Below are 22,104 nucleotides of genomic sequence, written 5' to 3'. Positions count from 1 at the left end.
CCTACTGAACAAACCCCATTAGAAAAAAGGTTAAAGAATTTTATGTCAATTGACTATCAAGCCATCGCCAAACAAGTACTCGATATTGAAGCCGAAGCCGTTTTGCATTTAAAAACCCTGATCGATGATAACTTTTCAGGCAGTGTTGATGCGATTTTGAACACCCAAGGCCGAGTCGTGATTTGTGGTATGGGTAAGTCAGGGCTAATCGGTAAAAAGATTATGGCGACCTTTGCCAGCACAGGGACTCCATGTTTCTTTATGCACCCGGGCGAAGCCTTTCACGGGGATTTGGGCATGGTCTCTCCTAAAGATGTGTTTTTAGCTTTGTCTAACTCAGGGGAAACCGAAGAAGTGATTCGCCTCCTGCCGTTTCTGAAAGACAATGGCAATATTGTCATCTCCATGACCGGGCGTCCTGATTCAACATTGGCGACCAATGCCGATTTCCACCTGAATATTGCCGTACCAAGAGAAGCTTGCCCACACCAATTGGCACCCACGTCGTCAACCACTGCGACCTTGGTGATGGGAGATGCTTTAGCGGTCGCCTTGATGGAAGCGCGTGACTTTCAGCCGCATGAATTTGCCCGTTTCCACCCTGGTGGAAGTCTTGGACGTAAACTATTAACTCGAGTAAAACATGAGATGACCAGCAAAAACCTACCGATGGTTTCTGCAAACTCATCGGTTCAAGATGTCATCCACACCATGAACGAAGGCCGCTTAGGTTTATGTATCGTCGATAACGGTAAAGGCATTATCACCGATGGTGATTTGCGCCGTCACATGGAAACCGATTCGGCCAACTTTATGCAACTCAAAGCGGCGGATTTAATGGGCGTCAATCCCAAAACCATAGATGCCGAAGCACGTTTGAATGAAGCCGAAGAGCTGATGAATGAAAATAAAATCACCTCTTTATTGGTAACAGAGAACAGCCAAGTGGTCGGTGTCATTCAGATTTACGATTTAAATGGTTAACTCTCACAACCGCAACCTACCAGGCCTGGTTAAATGAATTTATTCAGTTATCGACTTCTTACCTTTTTGGCAATGCCGTTGATTGCCTATTCGGGTTGGAAACGATGCCGTAAACATCAAAAACAGCAACAACACGACAACTCCCTACCGGATATTCATGACTGTTTCAAAAGCCGATTTGGTTTCAACTCAACCGCATACCAAACAGGCGGAGTGTGGATTCATGCGGTTTCAGTGGGCGAAACCCGTTCCATCTTTCCGTTACTCAGCCGTCTTCACCAACAATATCCCGAGCTTCCCTTAACGGTTACCAATGGTTCAACCCAAGGTGCGCTGCAGGCTTTACAGTTTTCTCCGGTAACCATCCAACACCAAATGTTGCCCTATGATTACCCTTTTGCCGTCAAACGGTTTTTACAACAAATTCAACCTAAACTGGTGATTATGGTCGAAACCGAAATTTGGCCGAATCTTTACCAGGCCTGTGTCGATAACAACATACCCATTGTGTTAATCAACGCACGTTTGAAAACCGCCTCTTTCAACGCCTATCAAAAATGGGGCGGTCAATTGATTCGCGATGCTTTGAACCAAACCGAATTTATTGCGGCGCAATTTCCTGCCGATGCCGAACACTTCAAAACCCTGGGCGCAAACCAGAACAAAGTGAAAACCCTGGGGAATTTGAAATTCGATTTAACCATCGCTGATGACTTAGCAGAACAAGCTCACATTTGGAAACAACAAAACCACCTCAACCAACGCCCTATTTGGGTGGCCGCCAGTACCCACGCCCATCCAGAGAATGGCGATTTAATGGCGAGTGAAGAACAACTCATGCTGGATGCGCATAAAAAACTACTGCAAACTCATCCAAATGCATTGCTGATTCTGGTACCCAGACATGCCGACCGCTTTCAGAAAGTGACCGAATTATTGGAATCGAAGCCATTGAATTGGCAACAGCGCAGTCAAGATGCAGAAATTCAGCCGGACACTCAAGTCTATCTAGCCGATAGTGTGGGAGAACTGATGTTATGGTTTGCTGTCAGCGATATCGCCTTTATTGGCGGCAGCATGGTGCCGTTTGGTGGACACAATATATTGGAACCCGCTGCTTTGAATAAGCCGGTATTATCGGGTCCACATTATCAAAACCTACAAGCGTTATTCGACCCTTTTGTTGCCGAAAACGGGGTAAAAATCGTAGACGATAGTCATCAACTGGCCGCCACCTTAGAACAACTGCTCACCCATAAAGAACAAGCCACAAAGCTCGCCAATCAAGGCCATCAATGTTTTGCCAAACAAACCGGCGCCTTAGAGAGAACCATGCAGGCTTTAAAACCCTATTTAGACGCTTAATGGCATTGAAGTAAAGAGCTGAACGGGAAAATCTCGATAACAGATTTTTAAAATGACCAGGCCTGGTCAAAGCCATTTTTTGCGGTTTCTAAACAAAAAAAGCCCCGTTAAACTCATATTAATGAAGTGACCCCAAAAAGTTGGACATTTTAGTTAAGCGGCACTTAAGGCCTGATTTCGATATTCTATCGGAGTCAGGCCTTTTAGTTTCACCTTGATTCGTTTTGTATTGTAATACTCAATATAGTCTTTAATTTCTTCCATTAGATGCTCAGCACTATTGAACTTCTTACGATGATACATCTCGGTTTTTAGGATTCCAAAAAAGTTCTCAGCAACCGCATTATCTAAACAGTTCCCTTTTCTTGACATGCTCTGAGTTAATCCATTCTCTTTCAGTAACTTCTGTACATCACTATGCTGATACTGCCAGCCTTGATCACTGTGGAATATCGGTTTGACTTTGCCTGTTAACTTATTGATTGCTTCTTTTAGCATGTCGGTCACCAGCGGTAGCCGTGCACTCTTGGCCACTCGATAACTAATCACTTCTTGGTTAAACAGGTCAATCACCGGGGATAAGTAAACTCGCTGTTCTCCGACTTTAAACTCCGTGACATCGGTTACCCATTTTTTATCCGGTGCATCAACACGGAAGTTTCTTTGAAGCACATTCTCGGCAATTCGGCCTACTTGACCTCTATAGGATCGGTAACGCTTTGGCCTGACGAATGACTTCAAGTTCAGTTCTTGCATTAAACGTTGAACGGCCTTCTTGTTTAAAAAGTGACCTAAGCGTCTTAACGCATAGGTCATACGTCGATACCCATAACGACCTTTATGCTCATTAAAGAGTTGTTGAATCGCTCTTTTAACGTCCGCATAACGATCAGGCAGCGCACTGCGCGCCTGATGGTAATAAAACACACTTCGTGCAAGCCCGGCGGCCTTGAGAAGATGTTTAAGTGGATAGAACGTTCTAAGCTGATCTATGAGCCCTGCTTTTTCTTGGTTTGGCGTTCTTTTTCCTGTAGCAGGGCATCGAGCTTTTTTAAATAGGCATTCTCCGCTCGACGGTATTCGAGTTCTTCTCGTAACTCCTCTAGGCTCATTTTTTCAGTTGGCTTAACCATTTCTTGTTTTTGGTTTTTTTTCATTTTTCTACCCTGCTTTTTAGGTTGTAAGCCTGAAAGGCCGAACCGTTCGAATTGAGTGAGCCAAGTAGAAATCGTACCCGCAGAACTCATGTTATAGACAATACTGGTATAACTAATAGACCAGTGATTTTCACGCATGTGTTTTAGGATACGATATTTGTCTTCAAAAGAGTATGGTGTGTTACGTTTGATAAACGCATTTTGACCATGGAAACGATAGACTTGTGTCCAGTAACGGATATAGCGATCTGGAATACCGAGTCGCTTGGAAATGGACAGACTGGATTCATGAGAAAGGCATTGCTTAGCAATCGCCAGTTTAAATTCTCGATTGTATTTGGACATGAAAAACCCCCAAAGTTGGTGTCCAACATTTGGGGGTCACTTCATAACGGGGCTTTTTAATTTGTATTATTGATATAGGTTGTAGACCTTAGTGTTCATAAGCCTTATGCGATAGATACAACGCTAAAGCAATCATCATAATCGCTAAAGAGTAGTATAAAAGCTCAAGAGGTTGCGTTGGTTTTAAGAAAATCGCTTGCTCAAAGAACATAACAATTAAGATCATTAAAATCACTTTCGCCAATTTGTCTTTTAAGTCATCTAACGAGTTAATCATTAAAATTTTACTTGCACCAACATTATCGACAGCCGTATCAATCTTAGAGATAAATAGCTCATATAAACCTAATGAGAAAATCAGCATAATGGCACCCAGTAAGAAACCATCTACTGAGCCGACCACATGAGCAACTGTTTGCGCTTTTAATAATGCACGACCCTCATCATCCATTGAATGGTAATGCGTCAAATGGCTAATGGTGTAAAACACATCAACCGAGGTTGTATAAAAAATAGCAAATGCCGTAAACAAACTTGCCACTACAGCCACCATCACCACAAATCGACTGTTCCATAATGCCGACTCTATGACCTTTTCAGCCATACCTTGATTCTTTACTGTACAAACCAATTCTTGTTCATCATTCTTTTGCTCAACTTCATGATTGGCCATAAAACTCTCCTATTTAATTCAATCTACCAGGCCTGTATAGACTTCATAGAGTCTGATAATTTAAATCTATATTTATTCGCTTAATTCTTCAATGGTTAAATTGTGGTTTGTATAGATACATAGATCTCCAGCAATATGCAGTGATTTTTCCACCACATCACGAGCCGACAACTCGGTGTTTTCCATTAACGCTTGTGCCGCTGAATGAGCGTAACTGCCACCCGAACCAATCGCGATAAAGTCATCTTGCGGTTCAATGACATCGCCTGTTCCGGAAATCAGTAGCATATTGTCTTTGTCGGCCACCAACATCATCGCTTCCAGCTTACGCAGAGCACGGTCGGTACGCCAGTCTTTAGCCATCTCTACCGCGGCACGCATCAACTGGCCATTATGGGTTTGTAAACGCCCTTCAAAACGTTCAAACAAGGTAAAGGCATCGGCCGTTGCCCCTGCAAAACCAGCAATCACCTGGCCATTGTATAAACGGCGCACCTTGCGAGCGTTACCTTTCATCACCACATGACCTAATGTCACCTGACCATCGCCGCCAATCACCATTTGGCCGCCACGCTTTGCACATAAAATCGTTGTTCCGTGAAAAGACATATCTTTCCTTTTTATTTGTAACTTACTTTTTAATCTGGCTATTTTAAAGGAAATTGATTTCGATAAGACAGAAATTGTTTTTAATGCGATGTTTAAAATTTAACCACGTAGCGGATGCAAAAATTCGATTGACCACGAAGACACGAAGATTTTAAAGAAAAGGCCGTTCACACTGTCATTGCGAAACAAAGAACTCGGCTGTAGAGACGATAACAAAGCGAAGCAATCTAGAAATGTAAGCAAAAAATATTTTAGATTGTATGTACTGAATTCGAAGCCAAACAAATACTAAAATTTTTTTCCTTCGTGTCTTCGTGCCTTTGTGGTTCATCCAAGCAAAAATGGTTTTTTTACGCAGAGATTGGTGTTCGCAGTAGCTGTTAATGTTTTTTGGCTCGTGGATGGGCCTGATCGTAGACCTGTGCGAGATGTTGCAGATCGAGTTTGGTGTAAATCTGGGTGGTCGATAAATTCGCATGCCCTAAAATTTCTTGCACCGCACGCAAGTCACCACTGGATTCCAAGACATGTGTGGCGCAAGCATGGCGTAATCTATGCGGTGACATTTTGGTTGGCAAACCGGCTTGCAGGGTTCTTTTATCCAACTGGTTTTGAATGGAACGCACACTCAAACGATTACCCCGTTGATTGACAAAGACCGCCTGCTCATCCTCTTTGGCGTAATCTGCACGTATTGCCAGCCAATTTTTTAATGCCAATAAAGACTTAGAACCAACCGGAGCCAGACGCTCCTTTTGACCTTTACCCAAAACTCGAACCCAGCCCGATTCGGCTTCATCCAGGCCTGGTGAAATATCTAATTCCGCTAATTCCGAAACACGCAACCCCGCCGAATAGAGCAACTCAAACATCGCTTGGTCACGTGTATCTTGCCAAGTTTCCAATGGCTGATCCAGCAATCTCTGCATCCAATCGACATCGACACTTTTGGGTAATGGCTGGGGTTGTTTAGGCGCTTTAACCCCTTTTGCCGGGTTTTTAACCACAACTTTTTTTTGTAATAGATAATCGTAAAAAGAACGGATCGCCGAGAGTTGCCTTGCCAAGGTTCGAGCGCTGATACCATGCTGTACACGATAAGCCATAAACGCACGGATAGTTTGCGAATCGATTAAGCGCCAATCATTGAATGCGCCAATAATCCCTCTCAATTCATGGTCGGCTTGTGTTTCATCGCGACTGGCATCCGTCACTGCCAACTCATCCGCCAAATAGAAACCCAGAAAATCCTCGATATCTCGCTGGTAGTTAGACACGGTGTGCACCGATTTATTTTGCGCCTGCAGATGGCGGATAAACTGACCGATAAAGTGATTTTCTGACGCACTGAAAGACATGATATCTACTTTTCAAACAACGGATTAAGGCGGGCACCAATCAATTCCGCCATCATATTCAAGAAATAAGTGCCTAAATCTGGATGAAAACGATTGGTTTTACTCCCCAAAGCCAATACCCCCCAAACCGCATCATCACCCATTGGCAATAAACAGACAGATTGCATCGCTTCGGAAGTATGGAACAAGCCAATTTGCCACTCGTTCTCTAATAAACCGCACACCGGCTTATGCGGTTTAAGTGACGTTTTCAAGGCGTCCGACCAAGATTGACTGACACCTAATTGGGTTATGCCCTCTAAACTGGTTTTAGGCACATCCCATGACACCATCGCCACCTGGTCGACTTCAAACAAATCATGCATCTGTTCATAAACCGCGGAGACCAAAGCCTGCTCACTCTGGGTGGCCATCAACGCCTTGGTAAACTGTTGAACCTTATAAAACAGTTGGCCGTTTTCAGTCGCCACGTTCACCAGATTATCCACTTCAATCTTTAAGGTATCACGCTGTTCACGAAGTTGAAAAACCTGTCTTTCCAATAAGGAAACCGCTTGACCCGATTTTGGATGCGGTATGCTCAAATCGTCTAACAGTCTTGGGAAAACATGAAAAAACTTTGGGTTCTGGTTCAAATAATTGGCGACTTCCTCTGCAGAAATCTTAGTTTTGCTTAAAGGGCCTGTGACTGCACTATTACTCATTTAAATCTCTCCTTCAAAGACCGTGACCGCCGGTCCACTCATCCATACTGGAGAGCCTGCCTGACCATTCCATTGAATCAATAAATCTCCGCCAGGCAAACTGACGGTCACATCATCATCCACTTGTTGCCACTGCCTTAACACCACCATTGCCGCACAAGCTCCGGTCCCGCAAGCCAAGGTTTCTGCCGCGCCACGTTCATAGACTCTCAGCCGAATATGATTACGGTCGACTCGTTGAGCAAAACCCACATTCACCCTTTCAGGGAAACTGGAATGGGACTCTATCGCAGCGCCAAACTTTTCGACCGGTGCGCTGTTGATATCATCCACCGGTAAGACCGCATGAGGATTGCCCATTGAAACGGCACCAATCAATAAAGTTTCACCCAAAACACTCAACGCATACTCATCTTGTCTGCTGTAAGCCAAAAAAGGCAGGCTGCTGGGTTCAAAATTGGGCAGCCCCATATTCACACGTACCAAACCCTGCGCTTCAATATAAAGCACAATCACACCGGATGCGGTTTCCACCTTGATTTCGGTTTTATCGGTCAGACCTTTGTCATACACAAAACGTGCAAAACAACGCGCGCCATTGCCGCACTGCTGAACTTCTGAACCATCTGCATTAAAAATGCGGTAACGAAAATCCACCCCCGCTTGGCTCGCTTGCTCGACCACCAACAGTTGATCAAAGCCAATCCCAAAATGTCTATCCGACCACAGCTGGATTTTGTCGACACTGAACTCGACTGACTGATGGATCGCATCGATCACCATAAAGTCATTTCCCAACCCCTGCATCTTGGTGAACTTAATGGTTGGTTGCACTACCCCTGTATCAATAGATTGAACTGACATGTTTATCCTTAAAATTGTGCTGGTTTTTATATAGCGCTGAATTTATCACGCATGTAGTCGATACGCAAACCATCTACACACAAAGCGAGGACTTTTCCTTTATAATGTTGGCTTTATTTTCATATAAATTTTTAAGGACCATTTTTTCGATGATGACACCAAAAGAAATCGTTCATAGTTTAGATTCTCATATTGTTGGTCAGGCCGAAGCCAAACGTGCGGTTGCCATTGCCCTGCGTAACCGCTGGCGACGCAGTCAATTGTCTGATGATCTACGTACGGAAGTCACTCCAAAAAACATTCTGATGATTGGTCCGACCGGGGTGGGTAAAACTGAAATTGCCCGCCGTTTAGCCAAATTGGCGAATGCACCGTTTTTGAAAATCGAAGCGACCAAGTTTACCGAAGTCGGTTATGTCGGCCGAGATGTCGATTCGATCATTCGCGATTTAGCCGAAAGCGCGGTGAAAATGATGCGTGAAAACGCCATCAAAAATGTCCAGCGTCAAGCCGAAGATAAAGCCGAAGAGCGTATTTTAGACATTCTGTTGCCACCGGCTCGCGGTCGTGAAGAAGAGAGTTATGACAATATGTCAGAGACTCGTCAAAAATTCCGTAAACGCCTGCGTGAGGGAGACCTGGATGATAAAGAGATCGAAATCGACCTAGCTGCGGCACCCGCGCATGTCGAAATCTTAGGCGCTCCAGGCATGGAAGAGATGACGCAACAACTGCAAGGCATGTTTGAAGGCTTAGGTAAAAACAAAAAAGAGAAACGTAAACTCAGCATTAAAAAAGCGCTTAAAGCCTTAACCGAAGAAGAGGCGCAGCGTTTGGTGAATGAAGAAGACATCAAAACCCAAGCGATAGAGAGTGTTGAGCAAAACGGTATTGTGTTTATCGATGAAATCGATAAGGTTGCCAAACGCCAGGATGCTGGTGGCGGTGAAGTGTCACGAGAAGGAGTTCAACGTGACCTATTACCTCTTATTGAAGGCAGTACGGTTTCAACCAAGTATGGCATGATTAAAACCGACCATATCCTATTTATCGCCTCGGGTGCGTTCCACCTATCTAAACCTTCGGATTTAATTCCTGAGTTGCAAGGTCGTTTACCGATTCGTGTGGAATTGAAGTCATTACGTGTTGAGGATTTTGTCCGCATCCTAACCGAGCCAAAAGCCGCATTAACCACGCAAGCCATCGCCCTGCTGAAAACCGAAGGGGTCGATTTAAGCTTTACTGAAGATGGTATTCAGCGTTTGGCGGAAATCGCTTACCAGGTTAACGAGAGTACCGAGAACATCGGAGCGCGCCGTTTGCACACGGTTCTTGAGCGTTTATTGGAAGATGTCTCTTTCGAAGCGCCGACCATGCCTGGGGCCAATATCGTGGTGAATGCGGCTATGGTTGACGAACGCCTAGGTGAACTGGCGGTTGACCAAGATTTATCACAATATATTCTGTAACGGTTGATTTTATGCCACATCCTACTGATATTAAACTTCATCAAAAATCAAAAACGCTAGATGTGGCTTTTGATAGCGGAGAGGAGTTTAGCTTCAGCTGTGAATTCTTGCGGGTTTACTCACAGTCGGCCGAAGTAACCGGCCACACCCCTGGTCAAGAAGTACTGCAATTGGACAAACAGGATGTCAATATTGCCGATATCACCCCAGTGGGCAACTACGCGGTAAAACTGCATTTTGATGATGGCCACGATACCGGACTTTATACCTGGGAACGTCTTTACGATTTAGGCAAACACCAACAAGATTATTGGGTGGATTATCTGCGCCGTGTGATGCGCGCCGGCCATCAACATCCAGAATTGGACAAGTTGAAGCAGAGTATTAAAAATACATAGAATCGCTTTGATATCAAGCCAAACCAACGAATACTAACCACACTCACATTGTGCTCACACTAAAAAGGTTCTGTTATGAGTCAAGATAAAAAAACCATCGATTTTGGATTTACGGAAGTTCCGTTAGAAGAAAAAGTCAAAAAGGTCAAAGGCGTTTTTGACTCGGTAGCAGGCAACTACGACATTATGAACGATGTGATGTCGATGGGAATTCACCGAATTTGGAAACGTAAAACCATTGAATTAAGTGGTGTACGTCCTGGGCATACCGTGTTGGATTTAGCGGGCGGTACGGGTGACCTGACCAAAGCGTTTGCTAAACGTGTGGGTAAAGATGGAAAGGTGGTTTTGGCCGATATCAACGAGAGCATGGTTCGTGTTGGCCGCGACCGCTTAATCAACGAAGGGATTGTGGGCAATGTGGATTACACCATCACCAATGCCGAAGCCCTGGGTTTTCCCGATAACACTTTTGATGTAGCGACCATTGCCTTCGGATTACGCAACGTCACCAATAAAGACAAGGCGCTTGAAGAGTTATGCCGAGTGTTGAAACCAGGTGGACAATTGATGGTCTTGGAGTTTTCCAAAGTCACTCAACCCATGTTGGCAAAACTGTATGACTTCTACTCTTTTAATATCCTGCCGAAAATGGGTAAATTCATTGCCGATGACGAAGCCAGCTACCAGTATTTAGCCGAATCGATTCGTATGCACCCGGACCAAGAGACACTTAAGCAGATGATGCTGGATGCTGGATTTGATAAAGCCGAATACATCAATATGAGCGAAGGCATCGTGGCTCTCCACCGCGCCTGGAAATATTGATTATTTAGAAAGGTATTAACTCAAGCGGCAATTTAAATTTGGACTTATGTTATGACTAAACAACCAGGCCTGGTAGATATTACGTTTTCAAAATCTTTTGAGATAGCGGTGAATACCGCCATTTATTTAGATGAGGAAAAAGGACAAGCTTTTGATGCCTTGGACGCTAAAGTGATTGCCATTACCATTACACCGTTTCAGCAAACCTTATTCTGCCTGATCAACCAAAGAAGCATTGCTGTTCAACGAGAGCTGGCCGGTGTTGCTGACGCTGCGATTCAAACCGATATTTCTGAACTGCTTAGCCTACCGTTTAGCCATGACCTGACCGCGAAAATCACCGCTGGCGACCAACAGCTTGCACAACAGTTCATAAACGCAATCAGCCACTTGGAAATCGATTGGGAAGAACACCTGTCACATTACACCGGTGATTTAGTCGCGTTTAAAATTGGGCACGGTGTCCGCTCTTTGCTTGAACGAAAACAAAACGCCAAACAATATGCGGGCGATACCCTGCGTGAATACCTGCAATTTGAAATCAATGCCTTGCCAACCCGCAATCAAGTTGAGCATTTTGTGAAAGACGTTGAGCAAATCAACAACGACGTCCAGCAGATGGCCGAGCGTATCGAAACGCTTGTCAATAATCATCAATAACCCCCTTCCATAAGACAGAAATCCATGAAGCTATTTAAAAAAATCTCGCGCATCATCAAAATCAACCGTGTACTCACCCACTACCAAATCGATAAGATGATTTTGACCGATACCAAATATGCTTGGCTCATTCTGGTAAACAAAATCTTTCCGTGGAACTGGAGTGTGCGTTCAAATGCTTCACGTGGAGAGCGCATTCGCCTCTCTTTAGAGGAACTTGGGCCCATTTTCATTAAATTCGGACAAGCGTTATCCACCCGTAAGGACTTATTACCGCACGATATCTCCCTTGAACTCGCCAAACTGCAAGATGACTGCCCGCCATTTGATGAAAACCACTCATTGGCGTTGATTGAAAAAGGTCTGAATCAATCGGTAGAAGAGGCTTTTTCCAGCTTTAATCCGGTACCAATGGCTTCGGCTTCGATTGCCCAGGTGCACGAAGCGACCTTGCATTCGGGTACTGAAGTGGTGGTTAAAGTGGTTCGTCCAGACATCAAACCCGTCATTGAGCAAGATGTTTCCATTATGTTCAGTCTGGCAAAACTGCTCGAGGCGGCGGTTAAGATAGCACGCCGTTTGCACCCGGTTGAAGTGGTGGCCGAATTCGAAAAAACCATTCTCGATGAACTCGATATGATTCGGGAAGCCGCGAATGCCGGCCAACTAAAGCGTAACTTTGAAGGCTCTGATTTATTGTATGTGCCTGAAGTCTATTGGTCACACACCTCTGAAAGTGTCATGACCATGGAGCGCATTCGAGGAATCCGTATCAGCGAAACCGAAAAACTGATTGAAGCCGGGATTGATTTAACCGATTTGAGTGCCAAAGGGGTCATCATCTTCTTCACACAGGTTTTCAAGCACAACTTCTTCCATGCCGATATGCATCCAGGAAATATCTTTGTGTTGCCTGACGGCCGTTATGCCGCCATCGACTTTGGGATTATGGGCACCTTAACCCCTGAAGACCAGCGTTATTTGGCAGAGAACTTTTTAGCGTTCTTTAACCGCGATTATCTGCGTGTATCTGAACTGCACATCGAATCGGAATGGGTGCCAAGAGAGACTCGAGTGAATGAATTGGAGTCGGCGATTCGCTCGGTCTGTGAGCCCATTTGGGATAGACCACTGAAAGAGATCTCTTTTGGTTTAGTGCTGATGCGTCTGTTCCAAACTGCACGCCGCTTTGGTATGGAGGTACAACCGCAACTGGTATTATTGCAGAAGACTTTACTCAATATTGAAGGTTTAGGCCGACAGCTGGATGATGAATTGGATCTATGGGATACCGCAAAACCGTTCCTAGAAGATTGGATGCAAGAACGTGTTGGGCCAAAAGGCTTAGCCAAGAAAATCAAAAGCAATTTACCGTTCTGGATGGAGCAAGCGCCAGAGATACCTGGCCTACTCTACAGCACTTTGAATAAATTATCGCATCAAGGTCTGAGCATTCAATCGCAACAGATTGCCAAAATTGAAAAACAACTTGAACAACAGAATCGCCAACAACGCCAAAGAGCGATTGGTTTTGTTCTGATTCTATTCGGTTTGTTGCTGCCAATGGAATCGCAATACCAAGACTGGATTCAGCTTGGGTTACTGATTACTGGTGGATTATTTTTAATTAAAAAGTAATTTAAAGGTTCCTAGCAAGCTACAAAAATTCAGGATTTTTTAAACCTAATAGGCCTGGCACAAAGCAACTACACCGTTATTTTCAGCATTGCATGACGGCGACTGATTTACGTGTATTTGTTAAAAGAATCCTTAAAGCCATTGTAATTTACAAAGATGTCACTATTAAGCGTTAAACAACAGACAAAACATATTCATAAATTTAGGAGCCTTCAGATGATGTCAAAACTATTAAGCTTAAGCCTTTCTGCGGCTCTGCTATTTTCCATGACCAACGTCAAGGCAGGCGAGATTTTACCGCTTGCCGTCGACTTACAGAAAGCCGGTAAAACCGCGGAAAAACACAATATACCGGTTGTGGTTTTCTTTACGGCTACCTGGTGTAACTATTGCAAGAAACTGGAAGAGAACATTATCCACCCTCTTCTAGAAAGAACTGATATCGAAAACTATGCCGAGTTCAGACAAATCGTTATGGATAAGGCGCACTGGCAGATGAAGGACTTTTCAGGCCAGGCTATTGAGATGAAAAGCTTCGCGCCATCCCAAAAAGTCAAAGTGGCTCCAACCACTTATGTTTACAACTCTAAAGGCGATTTGATTGCTGAACCTATTTTGGGTTTAACCTTGGAAGAGTTCTATCCAGGCAATCTAGAAAAAGCGATTAACCAGGGCCTAAAAGCCTTGGGGAATGACAAACGTGTGGACATCTACAAAATGGTTGAAGAGAGCAAAATCGAATACTGATTCACTTTTTAAAGCTATCAAACCCCATTAACAAACAAAGGCCTCTTAATTTAGAGGCCTTTTGTTTTATGCTATTTGATGTTTGAGTTAACGATTGTTTAACGCTTTGGATGCGGCTCACTTAAAAGCGGCAAGGCCAACTCAACGTCTTTATCTCTATCCAGCGCTTGTATCAACAAATCATACGACTGAGTAGGCTTCACATCCACAATCATCGAATTTGGATTAGGTAATGGGCTCATCGGCATAAAACGGTAACGATTGACCACCTTAGCCAAGTCACGTTGACGGTAGGTTTTTATAATAAATGTACCGGTAATCACCGCATTATGTCCGGTTTTTTTATTCAGTAAAACCGGCATAAACAAAACCGTTGAACCATCAAGTGACGACTTTTTGGTTAATGGCGCACAGCCCTCTTTGCTGAACCAAGGCTTTTCCGTTTGATAAACATACCAAGCACCATGGTTCTCCAATAATTGAAGGTTCCATTGCTTAGGAAGCTGCTGCGCCGAGTTCAGGCTCGCAATACGTGTTGGCTGCTGTTGATATTCATTATTACCCGCCATTTGCGCCACTAACTGACACGGCTCAGCAAACGACCAGGCCTGGTAGCTATATAAAGCAAACCAAGAAAACAATACAATACGAACACTATTCATCGACTAAAACCTAATAAAAATAGAAACCATCATACCAAAAACAAAAAAGCCCGTACTTAATGAATAAGTACGGGCTTTAAAATATGGTGGCTACACCGGGATTTGAACCTGGGACCCCATCATTATGAGTGATGTGCTCTAACCAGCTGAGCTATGTAGCCAAAATGTGCGCGTATTATAAAACCTGAGAGAAATATGTCAACCTAATCGCACGACTATTTGACAATTTTTTTACAATCTATCAGGCCTGGTAACTTAATGACTCAACAAGAATCAGATTTATACGTTAAATCTGAAATGCATGACGTCTCCGTCTTGCACGATGTACTCTTTACCTTCTAGACGTTGTTTACCAGCCGCTTTCGCTCCGGCATCGCCTTTGTATTGAACAAAATCTTCATAGGCGGTAACTTCTGCACGGATAAAGCCTTTTTCGAAGTCTGTGTGAATCACACCTGCCGCTTGAGGTGCGGTCGCGCCTTTCTTAACCGTCCAAGCGCGCACTTCTTTAACACCGGCGGTAAAATAAGTCTGTAGCCCAAGCAACTCGTAACCAGCACGAATCACACGGTTTAGGCCAGGCTCATCTTGCCCCATCTCTTCCAAGAAATCCGCCTTATCTTCATCATCCAATTGGGCAATCTCTTCTTCCAAAGAGGCACAAATCGCTACCACAGATGCACCCTGTTCTTCGGCTAAAGCTCTCACTGAATCCAGCAACGGGTTGTTTTCAAACCCATTCTCGTTGACATTAGCCACATACATCATTGGCTTAACTGTCAACAAGTGTAAGTCACTTAATTCCTTAAGCTCATCTTCATTAAGGCCAATCAAACGAACCAATTTACCCGTTTCAATTTCAGCTGACACTTTTTGCAATAAAGCCAAACGTGCTGAAGCCTCTTTATCACCACTTTTCGCAATACGCTGAACTTTTTGAATGGCTTTATCAATTGATTCCATATCTGCAAGAATCAGTTCCATATTGATGATTTCAATATCGCTTAGAGGATCAACCTTGCCTGCAACATGCACAATGTCGTCGTTTTCAAAACAACGTACCACCTGCACAATCGCATCGGTTTCACGGATGTTTGCCAGGAACTTATTCCCTAGACCTTCACCTTTGGAAGCCCCTTCCACCAAGCCCGCGATATCCATAAAATCTACCGTGGCTGAAAGTACACGTTCAGGGTTAACAATTTCCGCCAACGCTTTTTCACGGGCGTCAGGTACAGGCACCACACCGACGTTTGGCTCGATAGTGCAAAATGGATAGTTTGCAGATTCAATGCCCGCGTTAGTTAATGCATTAAACAAAGTTGATTTACCGACGTTTGGTAATCCTACGATACCGCATTTGATAGCCATGCTGTGTCTCCTGAAAACGGAATGTAATTTGAATAGTTTGAAATTTTGATTGTTTGAGCAGCTCAATGACATCATTGGCCATGACTCAAGATTATGCTTTGGTGTGCAGCTCTTGCATTGCTTTAGCTAAGTCACCCTTAACCAAATCCGGTACCACCTTGCTAGCGGCATAACTGGCATCGTCGATTAATTGGCGATCGGATTTTGAAGGATTCTTTAACACATAATCCACAACCAAGTCTTTATGTCCTGGGTGTCCAACACCTAAGCGCAAGCGCATAAACTCTTTACCCATGGCGGCAATGGTATCTCGCAGGCCATTGTGACCTCCATGACCACCACCTACTTTGAGTTTCGCCACTCCGGCAGGAAGATCCAACTCATCGTGCACCACAAGAATCGATTCAACCGGGATTTTGTAGAACTTAGCCAACGCTTGAATCGATTGGCCACTACGATTCATAAACGTAGTAGGCTTGAGCAACCAGAAGTCCAATCCATTGGATTGAACCCTGGCGGCAAAACCGAGAAATTTGGTTTCTGGACGGAACTCTACACCATATTGTCTAGCAACTTCGTCCACAAACCAAAAACCGGCGTTATGTCGGGTCTGCTCATATTTATCGCCTGGATTACCCAGGCCAACAATTAATTGAACAGATGACATAAACGCCGGCTCTCTTTACAGTAAATTCAACTAGTTTTGAGTGTTACCTCAATACTAATTAACCTTTACGCTTTGGTTTACCAATGTTAACAACCGCTTGGTCATAATCCGCATTTCCGTGAGAAAGTGCAGTGATGATAACACCAGCAGGAACTGTTAATTCAGAAAGACGCATACTTGTACCCGCTTCCATTGATGAAACATCAACATCAAGCTTAGTAGGTAGGTCTTTAGCTAAACAGCTAACTTCAACAGTAGACTGTAGGAAAGACATAAGACCACCGGCTTTAACACCAGGAGCGATCGCTTTACCAACGAAGTTAAGAGGGATTTTCTTAGTAAGTTTGTTTTCAGTACCAGCGCGCTGGAAATCGATGTGTGAAACTTCACCTGTAGCTGGGTGACGCTGAACGTCTTTAACAACACAAGATTCAGAAGCACCACCAGCAACTTCAACAGTTAAAACCGTGTTGAAGTTATCGTTGTCTTGAAATGCTTTCTTAATGAAGTTTCCTGCAAAAGATACAGATACTGCATCTTTTCCAGCACCGTAAATGATTGCTGGTACTTTACCCGCGTGACGAAGGCGGCGGCTCGCACCTTTCCCTTCTTCAGTACGGATTTCTGCTGTCCAATTCTGGCTCATAATTATTCTCCAAATATGCAGTTTTCGTATTTTATCGATACGTAGGGCTTAATCGCCTATTCAAACCACTAAATTAAAACATCTCACGTTCGCGACCAAACATGAGGGAAGCGGGCATTATACTTAAAACTCAACAATTTACCACTCTTTTTATTGAGTATTTAGCTTACTCAAACGCATGAATCAAAGGCAATATAAAGCTCATATAACGCTGACGTTAAAACCATAAATATTTTTTCTAAACCATAAAAACAAAAAAGCACCCTAAAAAGAGTGCTTTTCCAATAAACCAAAAAGAATCTTAGTGCTGCATTAGAGCAGTCACCGACTCCTCCAAGTTTACGCGACGAATCGTTTCACCTAGCATACTAGAGATACTCACACGACGGATTTTATCGCAAGCTTTCGCTTCAGCACTCTCTGGGATAGAATCCGTTACCACCAATTCTTTCAACACAGAGTTTTTGATGTTTTCAACCGCTGGTCCAGAAAGTACGGCATGTACTACATAGGCCGAAACGCTGTTTGCACCACGATCCATCAAAGCTTGAGCCGCTTTACATAAAGTGCCCGCTGTATCGACCATATCATCGACGATAATACAATCTTTGCCTTCGATGTCACCGATGATATTCATGACTTGAGCCACGTTCGCTTTAGGACGACGCTTATCAATGATGGCCATATCGGCATCAATTGATTTTGCAACAGCTCTGGCACGGACTACCCCACCCATATCCGGAGAGACAATCGTGGTATTGGCCAAATCACAGTTGGCATGCATATCTTCAACCAATAAAGGAGATCCATAGATGTTATCCACAGGGATATCAAAGAAACCTTGAATCTGGTCTGAGTGTAAATCAACCGTTACCACACGGTTAGCACCGGCCGCAGTAATCATATCTGCCGCTAGACGTGCTGTAATTGGTACACGAGCTGAATAAGGACGACGATCTTGACGTGCAAAACCATAATATGGGATAACTGCGGTAATACGCGCTGCTGAGGCACGTTTAAGTGCGTCAATCATCACCAGCATTTCCATTAAGTTGACGGCTGGTTCTGGCGTACAGGTTGGTTGTAGAACGTAAACATCTTGACCACGAACGGATTCTTTAATTTCCACCATGATTTCGCCATCACTAAAACGGCCTACATCGGCTTTACCTAAAGGGATGTCGAGATATTGAGAGATTTTTTCAGCGAGACTGACATTTGCATTACCTGCAAAGATCATGACATTTTTGTTAGCCATTTAAGGCGCTCCTGTTCGAGGAAAAAATGACTTGAGAATTCGGAAGGATATTGGCAGGGCTGGCAGGATTCGAACCTGCGGTACACTGGATCAAAACCAGATGCCTTACCGCTTGGCTACAGCCCTTTAATATCGATGTCGTTAAAGACAGGTGCGTATTATCCATTTATTTCTAACAAGTTCAAGAAAAAAAACTCAAGTTTGTTAAAAAAAATTCATAAAGCCCCCTACTACTGACTTCCTTTCAACTCCAACTCATTGATTAAATTCTGAACTCTTTCATTTTGCGAAAATTTCTGATGATATTTTTGCCATAATGATTTCGCTCGGTTAATTTGATTATTGTGCCAATAAGCAGTCACCAGATGAATCAACACCTCTTCATCTTCTTCTACTTTAAATGCTTTATTAAGATAATCCAAAGCTTGGTCGTATTGTTTAAGCTGGTAGTAGTACCAACCCAGACTATCCAAGATATAGTAACTATCCGGAGATAGCGACAAAGCCTTTGTTAACAAGGTATAGGCTTGCTCAAGCTTAACATGCTGCTCTACATAGAAATACCCTAAAGCATTCAACACATCCACATCATTGTCATCCTGCTTCAAGACTTTGAGTAAATTGGCCTCATACTCGGTGAACTTTTCAACTTTAAAAAACAACATCGACTGCGCTTTAAGTACATCTATATTATTCGGTTCGATCTTCAACGCTTGATCATACAAATCGATCGCCGAGAAATATTTGGCTTCCGCCCCATAAAATATCGCCTTAGCACGCAACACCTTGATTCTATCCAGCTTATCCGTCACCGGCATCGCGTCAAGTGTTGCATAGGCTTTGGAGGCATTTCCCTGCGCAAAATAAATCTCAGACAGATGTAATTGAGCATCTACATAATAGCTAGGCGAAACCACTTTCTTAAAGGCCGTTTCGGCAAGTTTAAAACGATTACTGTCCTGGTAGAGAATACCCAAGTAATAATTTCCGACAGCGATATAAGACGGCTCTTCAATCACTTTAAGTAAATTCTGTTCAGCTTCATCAAAAGCTTTACGCTCCAATTGAATCAATGCTAAAGAAAGCCGAGAGGTATAAGCCTTAGGCTCTGCTTTAATAATAGACTGGTAACGCTGTTCAGCTGCCTCATATTGTTTAGCTTGCACTTGCAACCTTGCAAAACGCTCTTGCAGCAACAAATCCTGGGGATTCTCATCCACATAAGATTCTAAAGCCTCAATACCTTTTAAAGGTTCCTCTCCCAGTAAATAGAGTTTTGACATCAAGTGGTAAATCTGTGATTCAGAGGTTTTTCGTTCGGACCGTGGAAGAAGAGACCTGGCTTTCTCCACGGCTGAAATACCGATTTGTGGCTCTTGGTAAACTGCCGCAGCCATGGCCAAAGCGTAATAAGACGACCAGGCCTGGTCATATTTTTCAGACAACTTCCGGAAAAACTCAAGCCCCGCATCTTTGGGAACACTTGCGACCACCTTACCCACCGAGGTGGTTAAATCTTCATACAGATCCGTTTTCGATAACGAGTGAAAGGTTTCCCACTGTTCTAAGGCCAAAGGGATTTGATTGTTTCTTAACGACAATAAAAAAGAGGCGCGCCAAGCGACTGCGGATTCAGGTGAAACCGTTCTCCAAAGCTCGGTGGCTTTTTCAATATTGTCTATATCATAAGTGGCCATTGAGATTTGAAAAACACGTTCGGCAAGCGCCTTATCTTGTGTTTTTTGCGCTAGAGGGTAAAGAATCTCAAACGCGGGAGCCATTTGACCTTTTTGCACCATCATTTCAGCCGCCAAGATCTCGAACATGGTAGGCGAGTCCAACTTGGTATATTTTATTGCTGCTGAATCTTTTTCTGCTGGTGTTTCAACCACTGTTTGTTTTTCAATATCCGCCGTCGTTGATTCATTCTCTTTGAGTTCTGAAGTCAAAGCACAACCGGACAAAATCAATGCCAGCCCGGCAAAAAAGCTCCATTTGACCACTGCCGATCTTGGTTGCATAAAGGATGCTCTTTTATCCAAAGTTAGATTCATCACCTTACTCGCTTTTGCCAGCGGATTGAATTTGAAGCCAAATTGATGCACAGTCGGATTATTCCTTAAAAAAACAATCAATAATGCTTCACATTCTAGGACATTTCGAGGTTAATTTGCGAGAATCTCCCCGCATAATTCGACTAAGCTTATTTACTTTTAAATTTAAAAACCGATACAAAATGGCTTCGTTGTTCAGCAACGATTCCTTTATGGCCTGTTTTTATCGGTCTATTATCGTGCTATTTACGTCAAAAACTTGCAATTACCCTTAATTTTTAGCAAAATTACGCCTCTTTGGTTGCAGATAAATTTTGCATAATCTGAATAACGGTAAAGCCCTAACTCTATGAAACTATGTACCCTTGGCGTAAATCACGAAACGGCACCTGTCGACATCCGTGAAACAGTTTCATTTTCAGCCGATTCCGCTTGCCAAGCGATTGAACAGCTAAAATCGCAAGCGCTTGTATCAGAGTGCGTTATCCTCTCCACCTGCAACCGCACAGAACTCTATTGCATTCTTAAAGAAAACCACCTTGAAACTCAAGTTCACGAATGGTTACATCAATTCTTTAATCTAGAACCCAAATCGTTGATGCCCTATTTATATAGCCACCGTGATTTAGACGCGGTTAAACACATCATGCGTGTGGCAAGCGGCTTGAACTCATTGGTTTTAGGTGAACCGCAAATTTTTGGACAAATCAAAGATGCTTACAATGCGGCGCATAAAACCGAAAGCATTCATCAGAATCTAGAGAATCTGTTTCAACATATTTTCAAAACCGTAAAACAGGTTCGTACCGACACCGCTATCGGTAACAGTCCAATCTCGGTTGCCTTTTCGGCGGTATCACTCTCCAAGCAGTTTTTTGGCGACCTGTCACAACAGACGGCACTGCTATTGGGTGCGGGGGAAACCATTGAACTGGTCGCCCGCCACCTTAAAGAGAATCATATCGGCAATTTGATTATCGCCAACCGTACTTTTGAGCGCGCCCATAGACTGGCAGAAAGTGTTGCTGGTTACGCCATCCAACTTGATGAAATCGACAACCATTTGCATGAAGCCGATATCGTTATTGGCTCAACCGGCAGTCCAAACGCCATCTTGATGAAAAACTCTGTTGTAGCCGCATTGAAAAAACGTAAGAATCGACCGATGTTCATGGTCGATATCGCAGTGCCGCGCGACATCGAGCCTAAAATCGGTGACTTAAACGATGTTTATCTCTATACCGTGGATGACTTGCAGGAAATCATTGAAACCAGCAAACAGTCTCGCCAAAGCGCGGCGTTAGAAGCCGAGGAGATTATCGAACTGCAAGCTCAGCATTTTATTACGCAAATGCAAGCAACCCAGCAGATAAAGCCGGTTATTCAAGCGTATCGCCAACAATCCATGCACATTAAAGAAGCGGCATTAGAACACGCTTTACACCAACTCGAACAAGGTGTGAATTCAGAAGAGATCATTAAACGTTTAGCGAACCAGCTCACCAACCGTCTGATTCACACACCGACCAAACAACTCAACCAAGCAGGCATGAATGGCGATACCGCCTTAATCGAAGCCGCTGAAACCCTATTAATTTGTGAAGAGCATTCAAAACCTTCACACAAATAGCCAAAATCAACCTTTGG

General features: G+C 43.7%; 22 protein-coding genes and 2 tRNA genes. 9 read left to right on the top strand and 15 right to left on the bottom strand.

Annotated elements, in window-relative coordinates; genetic code table 11:
• Positions 1–42 precede the first annotated feature (42 nt).
• The gene (locus tag L6421_RS02340; RefSeq protein WP_237262787.1) at positions 43–984 is read left to right on the top strand and encodes a KpsF/GutQ family sugar-phosphate isomerase; all 942 of its coding nucleotides are present in this window, start codon (positions 43–45) and stop codon (positions 982–984) included.
• Between the two features lie 33 nt (positions 985–1,017).
• The gene (gene waaA, locus L6421_RS02335; RefSeq protein ID WP_237262785.1) at positions 1,018–2,349 is read left to right on the top strand and encodes a lipid IV(A) 3-deoxy-D-manno-octulosonic acid transferase; all 1,332 of its coding nucleotides are present in this window, start codon (positions 1,018–1,020) and stop codon (positions 2,347–2,349) included.
• Positions 2,350–2,502: 153 nt separating this feature from the next.
• Here waaA and L6421_RS02330 read toward each other — a convergent pair whose 3' ends face one another.
• The 7 genes from L6421_RS02330 to dapF all read right to left on the bottom strand — a co-directional run bounded on the left by L6421_RS02330 (position 2,503) and on the right by dapF (position 8,059).
• Positions 2,503–3,429: an IS3 family transposase gene (locus L6421_RS02330; protein WP_237264475.1), complete on the bottom strand. Its 927-nt coding sequence runs from the start codon at positions 3,427–3,429 to the stop codon at positions 2,503–2,505.
• Positions 3,339–3,851, bottom strand: coding sequence for a helix-turn-helix domain-containing protein (locus L6421_RS02325; protein ID WP_237261460.1), 513 nt, complete (start codon positions 3,849–3,851; stop codon positions 3,339–3,341). The genes L6421_RS02330 and L6421_RS02325 overlap by 91 nt, the downstream gene beginning before the upstream one ends.
• Before the next feature lie 88 nt (positions 3,852–3,939).
• Entirely contained in the window at positions 3,940–4,524 is a 585-nt protein-coding gene (locus tag L6421_RS02320) for a YqhA family protein (RefSeq protein ID WP_237262782.1), read from the bottom strand.
• A gap of 72 nt (positions 4,525–4,596) precedes the next feature.
• Entirely contained in the window at positions 4,597–5,133 is a 537-nt protein-coding gene (gene hslV / locus L6421_RS02315; RefSeq protein ID WP_237262780.1) for an ATP-dependent protease subunit HslV, read from the bottom strand.
• A gap of 380 nt (positions 5,134–5,513) precedes the next feature.
• The gene (locus L6421_RS02310; RefSeq protein ID WP_237262777.1) at positions 5,514–6,491 is read right to left on the bottom strand and encodes a tyrosine recombinase XerC; all 978 of its coding nucleotides are present in this window, start codon (positions 6,489–6,491) and stop codon (positions 5,514–5,516) included.
• Positions 6,492–6,496: 5 nt separating this feature from the next.
• The gene (locus L6421_RS02305) at positions 6,497–7,195 is read right to left on the bottom strand and encodes a DUF484 family protein (RefSeq protein ID WP_237262775.1); all 699 of its coding nucleotides are present in this window, start codon (positions 7,193–7,195) and stop codon (positions 6,497–6,499) included.
• Positions 7,196–8,059 carry a diaminopimelate epimerase gene (gene dapF, locus L6421_RS02300; RefSeq protein WP_311195288.1) on the bottom strand — a complete coding sequence of 288 codons (864 nt, stop codon included), beginning with the start codon at positions 8,057–8,059 and terminating at the stop codon, positions 7,196–7,198. It abuts the gene before it with no gap.
• A 140-nt stretch (positions 8,060–8,199) separates the two neighbouring features.
• On the opposite strand from dapF, the gene hslU reads away from it, so the two are divergent.
• From hslU to L6421_RS02270, 6 genes are all read left to right on the top strand, one after another.
• Positions 8,200–9,528 (top strand): ATP-dependent protease ATPase subunit HslU, encoded by a 1,329-nt coding sequence (gene hslU, locus L6421_RS02295; RefSeq protein WP_311195302.1) that lies wholly within the window; start codon positions 8,200–8,202, stop codon positions 9,526–9,528.
• A gap of 11 nt (positions 9,529–9,539) precedes the next feature.
• On the top strand, positions 9,540–9,926 hold the full coding sequence (locus L6421_RS02290; protein ID WP_237262772.1) for a gamma-butyrobetaine hydroxylase family protein: 387 nt from the start codon (positions 9,540–9,542) through the stop codon (positions 9,924–9,926).
• A gap of 75 nt (positions 9,927–10,001) precedes the next feature.
• On the top strand, positions 10,002–10,754 hold the full coding sequence (ubiE, locus tag L6421_RS02285; protein WP_237262770.1) for a bifunctional demethylmenaquinone methyltransferase/2-methoxy-6-polyprenyl-1,4-benzoquinol methylase UbiE: 753 nt from the start codon (positions 10,002–10,004) through the stop codon (positions 10,752–10,754).
• Between the two features lie 51 nt (positions 10,755–10,805).
• Positions 10,806–11,414, top strand: a complete 609-nt coding sequence (locus L6421_RS02280) for a ubiquinone biosynthesis accessory factor UbiJ (protein WP_237262766.1) — start codon at positions 10,806–10,808, stop codon at positions 11,412–11,414.
• 24 nt (positions 11,415–11,438) lie between these two features.
• Positions 11,439–13,052 (top strand): ubiquinone biosynthesis regulatory protein kinase UbiB, encoded by a 1,614-nt coding sequence (gene ubiB, locus L6421_RS02275; protein WP_237262764.1) that lies wholly within the window; start codon positions 11,439–11,441, stop codon positions 13,050–13,052.
• Positions 13,053–13,268: 216 nt separating this feature from the next.
• Entirely contained in the window at positions 13,269–13,799 is a 531-nt protein-coding gene (locus tag L6421_RS02270) for a thioredoxin fold domain-containing protein (RefSeq protein ID WP_237262756.1), read from the top strand.
• Positions 13,800–13,897: 98 nt separating this feature from the next.
• On the opposite strand, the gene L6421_RS02265 is transcribed toward L6421_RS02270, so the two are convergent.
• The 8 genes from L6421_RS02265 to L6421_RS02230 form a co-directional block, all read right to left on the bottom strand.
• Positions 13,898–14,461 carry a hypothetical protein gene (locus L6421_RS02265; protein WP_237262747.1) on the bottom strand — a complete coding sequence of 188 codons (564 nt, stop codon included), beginning with the start codon at positions 14,459–14,461 and terminating at the stop codon, positions 13,898–13,900.
• Positions 14,462–14,545: 84 nt separating this feature from the next.
• Positions 14,546–14,622, bottom strand: a tRNA-Met gene (locus tag L6421_RS02260).
• Positions 14,623–14,740: 118 nt separating this feature from the next.
• Positions 14,741–15,832 (bottom strand): redox-regulated ATPase YchF, encoded by a 1,092-nt coding sequence (gene ychF / locus L6421_RS02255; RefSeq protein WP_237262744.1) that lies wholly within the window; start codon positions 15,830–15,832, stop codon positions 14,741–14,743.
• Positions 15,833–15,923: 91 nt separating this feature from the next.
• On the bottom strand, positions 15,924–16,499 hold the full coding sequence (gene pth, locus L6421_RS02250) for an aminoacyl-tRNA hydrolase (RefSeq protein ID WP_237262728.1): 576 nt from the start codon (positions 16,497–16,499) through the stop codon (positions 15,924–15,926).
• Between the two features lie 58 nt (positions 16,500–16,557).
• A complete protein-coding gene (locus tag L6421_RS02245; RefSeq protein ID WP_237262718.1) occupies positions 16,558–17,145 on the bottom strand; it encodes a 50S ribosomal protein L25/general stress protein Ctc in 588 nt (195 codons plus the stop codon).
• A 301-nt stretch (positions 17,146–17,446) separates the two neighbouring features.
• Positions 17,447–18,403, bottom strand: a complete 957-nt coding sequence (locus L6421_RS02240) for a ribose-phosphate pyrophosphokinase (RefSeq protein ID WP_237262698.1) — start codon at positions 18,401–18,403, stop codon at positions 17,447–17,449.
• A 51-nt stretch (positions 18,404–18,454) separates the two neighbouring features.
• A tRNA-Gln gene (locus L6421_RS02235) sits at positions 18,455–18,529 on the bottom strand.
• A 104-nt stretch (positions 18,530–18,633) separates the two neighbouring features.
• A complete protein-coding gene (locus tag L6421_RS02230) occupies positions 18,634–20,424 on the bottom strand; it encodes a tetratricopeptide repeat protein (protein ID WP_237262689.1) in 1,791 nt (596 codons plus the stop codon).
• 382 nt (positions 20,425–20,806) lie between these two features.
• Between L6421_RS02230 and hemA the strand changes: the two genes are divergently transcribed.
• The gene (gene hemA / locus L6421_RS02225) at positions 20,807–22,087 is read left to right on the top strand and encodes a glutamyl-tRNA reductase (protein WP_237262680.1); all 1,281 of its coding nucleotides are present in this window, start codon (positions 20,807–20,809) and stop codon (positions 22,085–22,087) included.
• Positions 22,088–22,104 lie beyond the last annotated feature (17 nt).

It is taken from the genome of Thiomicrorhabdus immobilis, from assembly GCF_021654855.1.
Lineage (GTDB): Bacteria > Pseudomonadota > Gammaproteobacteria > Thiomicrospirales > Thiomicrospiraceae > Thiomicrorhabdus > Thiomicrorhabdus immobilis.
Note: the sequence above shows the minus strand (reverse complement) of the source record. Positions and strands in the feature narration are given on the sequence as shown.